Annotated in this window: 11 protein-coding genes; 2 read left to right on the plus strand and 9 right to left on the minus strand. The window is 69.6% G+C overall.

Annotation, left to right across the window (positions count from 1 at the left end):
* Nucleotides 1-184 precede the first annotated feature (184 nt).
* From cckA to flgB, 7 genes are all read right to left on the minus strand, one after another.
* A complete protein-coding gene (cckA, locus tag MFF22_RS10585) occupies nucleotides 185-2,839 on the minus strand; it encodes a cell cycle histidine kinase CckA (RefSeq protein ID WP_238248988.1) in 2,655 nt (884 codons plus the stop codon).
* A 208-nt stretch (nucleotides 2,840-3,047) separates the two neighbouring features.
* Nucleotides 3,048-4,115: a flagellar biosynthesis protein FlhB gene (gene flhB, locus MFF22_RS10590; RefSeq protein ID WP_238248934.1), complete on the minus strand. Its 1,068-nt coding sequence runs from the start codon at nucleotides 4,113-4,115 to the stop codon at nucleotides 3,048-3,050.
* Nucleotides 4,116-4,141: 26 nt separating this feature from the next.
* Nucleotides 4,142-4,903: a flagellar biosynthetic protein FliR gene (fliR, locus tag MFF22_RS10595; protein ID WP_238248935.1), complete on the minus strand. Its 762-nt coding sequence runs from the start codon at nucleotides 4,901-4,903 to the stop codon at nucleotides 4,142-4,144.
* A gap of 30 nt (nucleotides 4,904-4,933) precedes the next feature.
* The gene (fliQ, locus tag MFF22_RS10600) at nucleotides 4,934-5,200 is read right to left on the minus strand and encodes a flagellar biosynthesis protein FliQ (protein ID WP_238248936.1); all 267 of its coding nucleotides are present in this window, start codon (nucleotides 5,198-5,200) and stop codon (nucleotides 4,934-4,936) included.
* A 119-nt stretch (nucleotides 5,201-5,319) separates the two neighbouring features.
* Entirely contained in the window at nucleotides 5,320-5,634 is a 315-nt protein-coding gene (fliE, locus tag MFF22_RS10605) for a flagellar hook-basal body complex protein FliE (protein ID WP_238248937.1), read from the minus strand.
* Between the two features lie 10 nt (nucleotides 5,635-5,644).
* Nucleotides 5,645-6,052 carry a flagellar basal body rod protein FlgC gene (gene flgC, locus MFF22_RS10610; RefSeq protein ID WP_238248938.1) on the minus strand — a complete coding sequence of 136 codons (408 nt, stop codon included), beginning with the start codon at nucleotides 6,050-6,052 and terminating at the stop codon, nucleotides 5,645-5,647.
* A gap of 45 nt (nucleotides 6,053-6,097) precedes the next feature.
* Complete coding sequence (flgB, locus tag MFF22_RS10615; protein ID WP_238248939.1) at nucleotides 6,098-6,502, minus strand: flagellar basal body rod protein FlgB; 405 nt, start codon at nucleotides 6,500-6,502, stop codon at nucleotides 6,098-6,100.
* 285 nt (nucleotides 6,503-6,787) lie between these two features.
* Between flgB and MFF22_RS10620 the strand changes: the two genes are divergently transcribed.
* Nucleotides 6,788-8,050 (plus strand): flagellar biosynthetic protein FliO, encoded by a 1,263-nt coding sequence (locus MFF22_RS10620; RefSeq protein WP_238248940.1) that lies wholly within the window; start codon nucleotides 6,788-6,790, stop codon nucleotides 8,048-8,050.
* A 130-nt stretch (nucleotides 8,051-8,180) separates the two neighbouring features.
* Nucleotides 8,181-9,302 carry a DNA polymerase III subunit beta gene (gene dnaN / locus MFF22_RS10625; RefSeq protein ID WP_238248941.1) on the plus strand — a complete coding sequence of 374 codons (1,122 nt, stop codon included), beginning with the start codon at nucleotides 8,181-8,183 and terminating at the stop codon, nucleotides 9,300-9,302.
* A 33-nt stretch (nucleotides 9,303-9,335) separates the two neighbouring features.
* Here the strand turns inward: dnaN and MFF22_RS10630 are convergent, their stop codons facing one another.
* Nucleotides 9,336-9,674, minus strand: a complete 339-nt coding sequence (locus tag MFF22_RS10630) for a hypothetical protein (RefSeq protein WP_238248989.1) — start codon at nucleotides 9,672-9,674, stop codon at nucleotides 9,336-9,338.
* Between the two features lie 299 nt (nucleotides 9,675-9,973).
* Entirely contained in the window at nucleotides 9,974-10,648 is a 675-nt protein-coding gene (locus tag MFF22_RS10635; RefSeq protein ID WP_238248942.1) for a haloacid dehalogenase type II, read from the minus strand.
* Between the last annotated feature and the right edge of the window lie 7 nt (nucleotides 10,649-10,655).

Below are 10,655 nucleotides of genomic sequence, written 5' to 3' on the forward strand. Positions count from 1 at the left end.
CTTCGGTCAGCTCCTGCGCCGTCATTGCGAGGCGAAGCCGAAGCAATCCAGAGCGCGACTTCTCCGGACAAGGCAGCGCTGCCCTGGATCGCTTCGCTCCGCTCGCGAAGACGGCGGGGAACTACTGCAGGGACGGCGCGCGCGATTTCTGACAGACCCCCGTCGAGCGCGGGGAGGCCGCGCCTCAATCCGCCATCGTCTTCTTCACCGTTTCCACGAGCTGCTTCAGGCTGAAGGGCTTCGGCAGGAAGTTGAAGGCTTCGCCCTCGGGGAGATTCTTGCGGAAGGCGTCCTCCGCATAGCCCGACACGAAGATAACCTTCAGGTGCGGCTGGTGCTTGCGCACCTCCCGCAGCAGGGATGGGCCGTCCATCTCCGGCATCACCACGTCGGACACCACGAGGTCGATCGGCTGCGCGTTGTCGCGGACGATGGCCAGAGCCTCCAGGCCGGAGGCCGCCTCAAGCACCGTGTAGCCCCGGGCCGAGAGGGCGCGGCTGTTCACCGCGCGCACCGGATCCTCGTCCTCCACGAGGAGGATGGTGCCCTGGCCGGTATGGTCCGTCGCTGGGCGGCGGGGGGGAGGCGCGGCGGGGGCAGTCGCCGTGCCCGGCTTGTCGCCGGCCTGGCCAGTGGTCTCGGAGTGTGTCGGGGCCTCCGCAGGCACCACCTCCGGCGCCGGGATGTGCCGGGGCAGGTAGATCTTGAAGGCCGTGCCCCGACCGAGCGTCGACTGCACGTCGATCGTCCCGCCCGACTGCTTGACGATGCCGAACACCGTGGAGAGCCCCAGGCCGGTTCCCTTTCCGATCTCCTTGGTGGTGAAGAACGGCTCGAAGATCTTCTCCATCAGCTCGGCCGGGATGCCCTGGCCGGTATCCCCGACTTCGATCAGCACGTGATCGCCGGGCGGCGGGCCGCCCCTTCCCTCCGTGGCGGCCTTGGGGCCGGGATCGACGACGTTCTCCGTGCGGATCGTCAGCTTGCCACCGTCCGGCATGGCATCGCGGGCGTTGACCGCGAGGTTCACGATCACCTGCTCGAACTGGTTCACGTCGGCCTTCACGGGCCACAATTCCCGGCCGTGCTTCAGTTCCAGGCTGACCCGTTCGCCGAGCAGCCGCTTGAGCAGAAGCGTCAGCTCCGACAGGCTCTCCCCGACATTCATGACCTCCGGCCGCAGGGTCTGCCTGCGGGAGAACGCCAGAAGCTGCCGGACGAGGCCCGCCGCCCGGTTGGCGTTCTGCTTGATCTGCATGATGTCCTGAAAGGCCGGGTCGTTCGGCCGGTGGCTCGCCAGGAGCAGGTCCGAGTAGCCGATGATGGCCTGGAGGACGTTGTTGAAGTCGTGGGCGATGCCGCCGGCCAGCTGGCCGACCGCATTCATCTTCTGCGCCTGGGCAACCTGCTGCTCCAGCTGGCGTTGCGCGGTGGTGTCGAGGGCGTAGAGGATCACCCGCTCCGCTTCGTCGGCCTGCTCGCCCTCGGCGCCGCCGTCGGCGGGGCTGAGCCACAGTCGGGCCGAGCGCCCGCCCGGCCCCTGCAACTGCACCTCAATGGGCTCGGCTTCGGTGATGCCGCTGGCGGCCCGGTTCAACCCGGCCTCGAGGGCGGTCCGGTCTAGGACCGAATCGGCGAGGTTCGGCTCAGCGCGGGTGCCGCCCTCCCCGTCCGGAACCGCCTCGTCCGACGTGAGGGGCGCCGTGCCGAACAGCCGGGTGAAGGAAGCGTTGGCCCGGGCGATGCGCCCGGAGCGATCCAGGGTCGCGATGGCGATGGGCGAGTTGTTGAGGAAGCGGGCGAGGCGGACTTCCGCGGCCCGCTGCGGCTCGTCGGCGTCGGCGCCGGCGGAGCGGTTGATGACGAAGGTGCGCGAGGCGCCGGGCTTGCCATCCTTGCCGAAGGCCACCCGGTGGTACAGCCGCACGGGGACCGTGTGGCCGTTGCGGCGGCGCAGGTCGAGGTCGAACCGGTCGGTGCGCACCTCCCCCGGCAGGCCGGCGGTGCGAATCAGGACGTCGGCGCTGGGCGCGATCTCGGCGAGGCGGAGCCCGCCGGAGCCGACGCTGGCGAGGTCGTAGCCGAGCCACGCTGCCAGGGTGGCGTTCATGTAGACGATCGTGCCCGTCGGGTTAATCGACAGGAAACCCGCCGGGGCGTGGTCGAGGTAGTCGATGGCGTGCTGGAGTTCCTGGAAGACGTTCTCCTGCCGCTCCCGCTCAGCGGTGACGTCGGCCACCGTCCAGAGGGAGGCTGCCCGGCGCGGGCGCGGAAGGGGCCGCACCGAGACCCGGTACCAGCCGAAATCACGCTCGGCGCTCGCCCCCTCGACATGCCCCAGGGGTGGGGCCATCCGCATCTCCTCAGTGTGGGGCCGGCCATCCCGGGCCGCCTGGGAGAGGCGGTAGACGGCCTCCGACACCTCCGGCGAGCCGACGAAGATCCGCTCCACGGGGGCGAGGTTGGAGAAGCTGTCGCCTCCGGCGAGGCGCAGGTAGGAGGCGTTGGCATAGATCAACCGGCCGCCATCCTCGACCACGAGGGCTCCGTCCGGTGCGCCATCGACGATGCCCCGGGTGATGTCGTCCCGGGCGCTGCTGCCGGAGAGATGGATCGCGCCGATCGCCAGGGCGAAGAGGAAGAACACGCCGGCCATGGCCAGCAGGGCCAGCAGCCAGACGATGAGCGCCTGCGCCTGCTCGTTGGCGACGAAGGAGAGGCCGATGGCCGCGCCGACCAGCAGGCCGGCCAGCATCAACAACAGCCCGACCCGTCCGGGCTGCTCCGACCGGTCGATCGAGCCGTTCACCGGCGCCTGCGCCGGTAGCGGATCGGCCATGTGCTCCGACCGCGCGGGGTCTGCCTTCAGAATCGGGGCCGGGGATCCGGTCACGTCGGCCATCGGGGTCTTTCCAGAAACGGGCTCCGGTTTGGCCCGCGGCCCGCCCCACGGCAAGGGGGCGTCGGACCGCGGACGGCACCAAGCCCGTCACGAGCTTCGCGCAAAAAGGTGGAGGAAGGCCAAACGGTGACGGATTTCCCCTCCTTCACGCGGCCCGCCGGCGCAGGCGCATGACGAAGCCGATCACCTCGGCCACCGCCCGGTAGTGCTCGGCCGGGATCTCCCTGTCGATCTCGACGGTGGCGTGCAGGGCCCGGGCCAGGGGCGGGTTCTCCACCACCGCCACATCGTGGGCCTTGGCGACCTCGCGGATTCGCAGGGCCAGGGCATCGACCCCCTTCGCCACGCAGACCGGGGCGACCATGCCGGGCTCGTAGCGCAGGGCGACGGCGTAGTGGGTCGGATTGGTGACGACGACCGTCGCGCCCGGCACGGCGGCCATCATGCGCTTTTTCGACCGGGCCATCCGGATTTGCTTGAGCTTGCCCTTGATCTCCGGGTTGCCCTCGGACTCCTTCATCTCCTGCTTGATCTCCTCCTTCGACATGCGCAGGCGTCCCTTCCAGCGCATGCGGGCGTAGAAGTAGTCGGCGCCGGCGATGGTGACGTGGACCGCGAGCATCCCCGCGAGGAGCTTGAGGCTGATCGACAGGATGGCCGGCAGGCAGGATGCGGGATCGAGGCGGGCGAAGACCTCCAGGCGGTCGCGGTCCTGCCACAGGATCACGCCGCCCACGACGCCCACGGTGATCATCTTCGCCAGCCCCTTGCCGAACTGGAAAAGGGCCTCCACACCGAGCAGCCGCTTCAGCCCGCTCATGGGCGAGATGCGCTCGAATTTCGGCATCAGCGCCTCGGCGTTGAACACCGGCGGATGCTGCAGGTAGCCCGCCGCCACCCCGGCCACGGCGGCCGCCGCCACGGGGATCGCCACCGCCTTGAGCCACAGCAGCAGCCCGGCCCGGCCCGCCGCCGCCATGGCCCCCGGCCCGTCTGGGACCTCGTGGGCGTTGGCGAGGTAGGCCGTCAGCCCGTGCATCAGGTCCGTCGCCACCGACGGCGCCGCGACGACGAGGGCGAGGGTGAAGGCCCCCAGGATCGCGAAGGTGTTGATCTCCACGCTCTTGGCGACGTCGCCGCGCTCAATCGCCTGATCGATGCGTCGCTGGGTCGGGTCTTCTGTCTTGTCTTCCTGTTCCGCGCCCTCGGCCATGGCTCAGGGTCTCCGGGCGGCCGGCGTCAGCGCCCGACGAACTCGCCGAGATAACGCCCCATGTCGTCGATGAAGACACCCATCATCACCCCGAGCGATCCGGCGAGGATCAGCATCCCGATCAGCACCGAGGCGGGGACGGCCAGGAAGAATACCTGCAACTGCGGCATCAGCCGCGACAGAACCCCGAGCCCGAGGTTGAACAGGATGCCGAACGCGATGAACGGGCCGGAGATCTGCACGGCCAGGGTGAAGCCCCGCGCCACCGCCCGCAGGGCAAGCATCAAGGCGTCCCCGAAGCCGGGGACCCCGTCCGGCGGCAGGACCTGATAGCTCCGGGCGATCCCCTCGATGGCGAGGTGATGCAGGTCGGCGGCGAAGATCAGGGTGATGCCGAGCAGGGACAGGAAGTTGCCCACCGCCGCCGACTGGCCGCCCTGCGTGGGATCCACCGTCATGGCGTAGGCGAGGCCGAGTTGCTGCGAGATGATGAGTCCGGCCGTCTGCAGGGCGGCGAGCACCATCCGCACACTGAGGCCGATGACGAGGCCGATGATGGTCTCCCCGAACAGCAGCCCGATGAGGCGCGGGCCCCCGATCCCCTCCGTCCCCCCGAGCAGCGGCCGGACCATCGGGTACAGCACCAGGGACACCAGCAGCGCGAAGCTGAGCCGCAGGCGCGGCGACACGGTCTGCTCGCCAACGCCGGGCATCAGCATGATCAGCGTGCCGACCCGCGCGAAGACGAGGAGATAAGCCGAGGCGATGCCCGGGAGGAGCAGGTTCATGCCGCCCCCTATAACCCAAGGCGGGCGCCATCACCCGCCCGCCGCGATCCGGGCCGCGATGCGGGTCATATAGCCGGCCATGGCATCGCCCATGAACGGCAGCATCAGCAGCAGGGTGGCGAAGACCGCCACGATCTTGGGCACGTAGATCAACGTTTGTTCCTGGATCTGCGTCAGGGCCTGCACCAGGGAGACCACGAGACCGACGAACAGGGCGACGAGCATAAGCGGCCCGGCGACCTTCAGGAAGACGAAGATGCCGTCGCGGGCGACGTCGAGGATGGCGAGGCCGGTCATCGGTCCGATCCAGGAAGGCTTCTCCACCCGGGCCGGGAGGGAAGACGGGAGGATTGCTACCCCCGGTTGTTGTGAATGGAGCGAGGCACGCCGGGATGGCGCGTCGATCGGTGATGACGTCAGATCTGCATCCGCATGATCTCTTCGTAGGCGGAAAGCATGCGGTCACGGACGGCGACCATGGTCTGGAGGGCGGTCTCGCTCTCGGCCACAGCGGTGACCACATCGACCACGTTGGCCTTGCCGGTCACGGCGGTGATCGCCTGGGCATCCGCCCTGCGGCCCGCGTCGCCGACGGTGTCGATGGCCTGCCCGAGGAGGCCGGCGAAGTTCTCGCCTGCCGACTGGGTCGGCTGGACCCGGGGAGTGGCCCGCCCGGAGGTGAGGCCCTGGACGGCGGCGTAGGCGCCTGCCGCGAAGTTGCTCGACGCCATGACGATACCCCTACTTCAGGATCGCGAGGGTCGAGGCGATGAGCTTGCGCGTCGTCGTGACCATGTTGAGGTTGGCCTCGTAGCTGCGCTGGGCCTCGCGCATGTCCATGTTCTCGATGAGCGGATTGACGTTGGGCATCGGCACGTCGCCCTTGGCGTCGGCGACCGGGTTGCCGGGGTCGTGCTTCGTGCGGAAGGCGCTCTGGTCCCGGCGGACGCGTCCGGTGTCCACGATGGTGGCGCCGGTCTCCCGATCGAGATGGCTGGAAAAGGTCGGGATCTTGCGCCGGTAGGGCTCCGCCCCCCGGGTCGTGGGTGCGGAATCCGCGTTGGCGATGTTCTCTGCGATGACCCGCATCCGCCCGGACTGAGCCTTCAGGCCCGAGGTCGACGCCACAAGGGATTTAGAGAAGTCCATCGCCCGCCCCGCTGTTCACTCGATGCCGGTGCCGCCGGAAAGTCATCAGCTCTTGCCGATGGCGATCTTCAGGGTGGTCAGGCTGTGCTGATAAAGCGACGCAGCGAGCTGATAGTCGGTCTGGATATCGCCGGCCTTCATCATCTCGTCTTCCAGATTGACGCCGTTACCGCTCGGCCGGATCTCGAAATCCTTGACCTTCCGGGGATCGACCCCCGGCTCGGCCTGTCCAATCGGGGCCATGTGCCCGGCCGCCGTCAACGCGAGGCCGGGCGAGGTCGAGACGGGGCTGCCCGTCGCCTGGTCGACGCGCAATTCGGCCAGGTCGTGGGGCCTGAAGCCCGGCGTATCCGCGTTAGCGACGTTCTCGGCGATCACGGTCTGCCGGGCTTGGTTCCACTGCATGCGGCTGCGCAGCATCGCCAGCATGGGCATGTCGGTGATGGCCATGGACCCCTCCGGCAGCCGGACGCACATGCATCCGGGCTCGGCAAAAACTGCCGTGTCCATGGTTAACGGCTCGTTAAAGTGCCCAGGCGAAAGCGGGCGATCGGCCCGGGACGGGGGGGCGCATCGTGGATTGACACGATACCGCGCTTCTGCGGCCAAGGAGCTGTTAACGAAACCTTAACTTGCCTGCCACGAGCCCAAAGGGTCGTGTTATGACGCTGTCCCGCCGTGGATCCCACCGCGGCCGGAACGTGCGAGTGCGTACCCTTGTCATGGCTACGATCCGTGTTCGGCTCTGACGGCTCCCCTATCATCCAGTACCTCGTCATCTTCGCGGTCATCTTCTCGGCCCTGGCCGCGATCGTGTTCGTGGTCCGGCGTCTCACGGGGGGCAGCAGCGCCCTGCAGACGCGCGGCGCCCGTGCGCGCCAGCCGCGGCTGGGGATCATCGACGTCTACGAACTCGACCGGTCGCGCCAACTCATCCTGCTGAGGCGGGACAACGTCGAACACCTGCTGCTCGTGGGCGGACCCAACGACGTGGTGGTCGAGCGCAACATCCAGCGGGGGCAGCGGCCGCTGCCGGAGGCAACGCTCCGCCCCGAACCGTCCACCGAGCCCCTCCCCGATCCCCTAGCCGAGGCGGGACGCCTACCCGAGCCACCCCGCGCCATCGCCGAAGGCATGCCCCGGCGCGCCGAGCCCGCCTTCGAGATGCCGGTGGTGGTGCCGGCGCCGGTCCCGGGCTCCCAGGCCACGCCGGCCGTGCGCTTGCCCCTCGATGCCGCGCTGATCGGCGGCGACGAACCCGGCCGGGACATTCCCGTGCCTCCGCAGACCGCAGCGCAGGCCATCCCCCAGGCCCCTGCCCGGACCCGGCCCCTGCGCACGACGCTGCCCCCCCTCGACCGGCAGCCTACCCCCGAACGGGCGACGGAAACGGCAAGGCCGGACGAGCCGGCCTTCGTCCTGCCGCCCCTTTCGGCGCCTCCCATCGAGCCGCGGCCCGTCGATCCCGCGATCCTGTCCGACATGGCCCGGCAGCTGCAGGCCGCGATCGCGCGGCCGACCTCCGCGGCCCCCCCGCCGCCCGCCGCCGTGACCGCGCCCCCGGCCGAGCCGGTGCCGCCCGCACCTGCTCCGGCACCGGTCAGACCCGCACCAGCGGTTCCCGCGCCGGCCGCCCCGGTGCCGACGGTGGAGACCGCAGCCCCTGTCATGGCGCCCCCCATCCCGGCGCCCCTTGTCGCGCCCCCCCCTGCCCCGGTGACCACTGCCCCGCCGCGCCCTGCCCCAGCGCCCCGGAGCCCGGAACCGCAGCTGCCGCCGGCCCTGGACATCCCTGCGCTGGTCGCCCCGCCCCCTCCGGCGCCGGCGCCAGCCCGTCCGGCTCCTCCGCCACCGGACCGGCCGAGGCCGATCCCGCCGCCGCGGACCGAGCCGGTCCCGCCCAAGGCGGAGCCGAAGACGCCGGGCAGCCCCTTCTCCGTCGAGGAAATCGAGGCGGAATTCGCACGGTTGCTCGGACGGCCCCTCGACAAACGGTGACGGTGGCCGTCCTGGACCTCCTCAGCTGTGAGAGGTCGCCCGGCCGGCCTTGCCTTCGCCCGGGCGCTTCGCCAAGCTGAAAGACCGTATTCCTGGGGCCGCCGCGGTCCCGAGCAGTCAGAGTTGAGCGATGAGAGTCATCGTCGAGCGCGCGGCCCTTCTCAGGTCGCTCGGCCACGTTCACCGGGTCGTGGAACGCCGCAACACGATCCCGATCCTGTCGAACGTGCTGCTGCGCAGCGACGGCGCTGCGCTTCAATTGAAGGCCACCGACCTCGACATCGAGGTGACGGAGAGCATTCCCGCCGACGTGTCGGATCCCGGCGCGACGACGGTGCCGGCCCATGTCCTCTACGACATCGTCCGCAAGCTGCCGGACGGCGCGCAGGTCTCGCTGGAGACCGGCGGCGAGGGCGGCCAGATGACGATCCGGTCCGGGCGCTCCCGCTTCGCGCTCGGCGCCCTGCCCGAGGGAGATTTCCCGGACCTCGCGACCGGTGAGATGCCGCACGGCTTCGAGATCGCAGCCGCCGACCTCAAGCGGCTCATCGACAAGACGCAGTTCGCCATCTCCACCGAGGAGACGCGCTATTACCTGAACGGCATCTACCTTCACGTCCTGGAATCGGACGGTGAGCCGGTGCTGCGCGCGGTCGCCACCGATGGGCACCGCCTCGCCCGGGTCGAGCTTCCGGCCCCCGCCGGCAGCACCGGCATGCCGGGGGTGATCGTCCCCCGCAAGGCGGTGGCGGAGATCCAGAAGCTCCTCGACGACGGCGGGGAGTCCGTGGGGATCGACCTGTCTCCGGCGAAGATCCGCCTGCGGTTCGCCGACGGCCTGACGCTGATCTCGAAGCTGATCGACGGCACCTTCCCCGACTACCAGCGGGTGATCCCGGCCAACAACGACAAGCGCCTGACCGTCGAGCGGGACACTTTCGCCAAGGCGGTGGACCGCGTTTCGACGATCTCTTCGGAGCGGGGCCGGGCGGTGAAGCTCGGGCTGACGGACGGGCGGCTCGCCCTCTCGGTGAACAACCCTGACGCGGGCAGTGCCACGGAAGAACTGGACGTGGAGTACGGCTCGGGGGCCCTCGATATCGGCTTCAACGCCCGCTACCTGCTGGACATCACGGCTCAGCTCGAGGGCGATACCGCCCTGTTCAAACTCGCCGATCCGGGCTCCCCGACCCTGATCCAGGATCGCGAGGGCGCGCCCGCCCTCTACGTCCTCATGCCCATGCGCGTGTGAGGCTGCGGGCCGGTCGCCCGCAGCCCGAACCGGTTATTCGCAGACTTCGACGCGCTTGAAAGTGAAGTTCTCGTCATCGAGCCACACCTTGCGGCGCTCGTAATGGCAGATCGGGCCACGGCGCTCGCGAATGATCACGGGCTCCGGCTCCTCTACGACGACCCGGCGGGGGCGGTATTCCGGCGGGGGCGGCGGGGGCGGGTTGTTGGCGCCGTTGACGAGGGCACTGCCGACCACACCGCCGACGACGCCGGCGGCCAGACCGCCGATGATCGCGCCGTTCTGGCCGTCGCGGGCCGAGGCGGGGGCGGCTGTGATGGTGAGAAGACCGGCCAGCGCGAGGGCGCCGGCCCTAAGGACGGTGAAGGGCATCTGAACCGACACGCGAGAACTCTCCTGCTCGTGTTGACCGATCAGAGCGCGAGAGCCTTAATTTTGTCGCAACGGGGACTTGCCGAGTTCGTGATGGCCGCGCCGGCGGTGAAGCCCGACCCCCACGCCGGCTCCGGCAGGGTGCCGCAAAAGTCCCTTGGAGGAGACGACAATTCTCCACCACCGATGATATCCTCACCGTCCTTGCGAGCGGAGCGAAGCAACCCAGGGATCCGCTCAGTCGTGAGATGTCCCGCTGCCCTGGATTGTATCGCTCCGCTCGCAATGACGAAAGCCCGCTAGAGGAGACCCTCGAGGGACGACAGCACCGCGGCCGGGGCGAGGTCGCCGTACTCGTCCGGCAGGCCCTTCCGGTTGATCCAAACGGGCCGGAACCCGAAGGCGGCGGCGCCCGCGATGTCCCAACGGTTCGACGAGCAGAACACCACCTCGCGCGGGCCCACCCCGAGCCGGTCGAGGGCGATCCGGTAGGCGTCGGGATGGGTCTTGAACATGCGGGCATCGTCGACGGAGAGGACCGCGTCGAGATGCTTCCCCAGCCCCGCCGAGGCGACCGCCCGATCGACCATCGGCTGGTCACCGTTGGTGAGGATCGCCGTGCGGATGCCCCGGGCGCGGATTGCGGCGAGGGTGGACGGCACCTCCCCGTAGGCATCGAGGTCACGATACGCGTCGAGGAGCCGTTCCCGCAGGGCCCGGTCGACCGCGGGATGACGGGCGAGGGCGTAATCGAGGGCGCGTTCGGTCAGGTGCCAGAATGGCTCGTAGCGGCCCATCAGCCCGAGCACCCAGCTGTATTCGAGCTGCTTTGTCCGCCACATCTCCGATAGGGCCGTCGCCTCGGGCCCCACGGCCCCGGCATGGCGCTGCACTGCCGAGTTCACGTCGAAGAGCGTCCCGTAGGCGTCGAATACGACGGCGCCGACGCCATCGAGAAGTCGTGTTCCGGACATGCGGCCT

It is taken from the genome of Methylobacterium persicinum, from assembly GCF_022179525.1.
In the GTDB taxonomy this organism is placed as follows: Bacteria; Pseudomonadota; Alphaproteobacteria; order Rhizobiales; family Beijerinckiaceae; genus Methylobacterium; species Methylobacterium persicinum.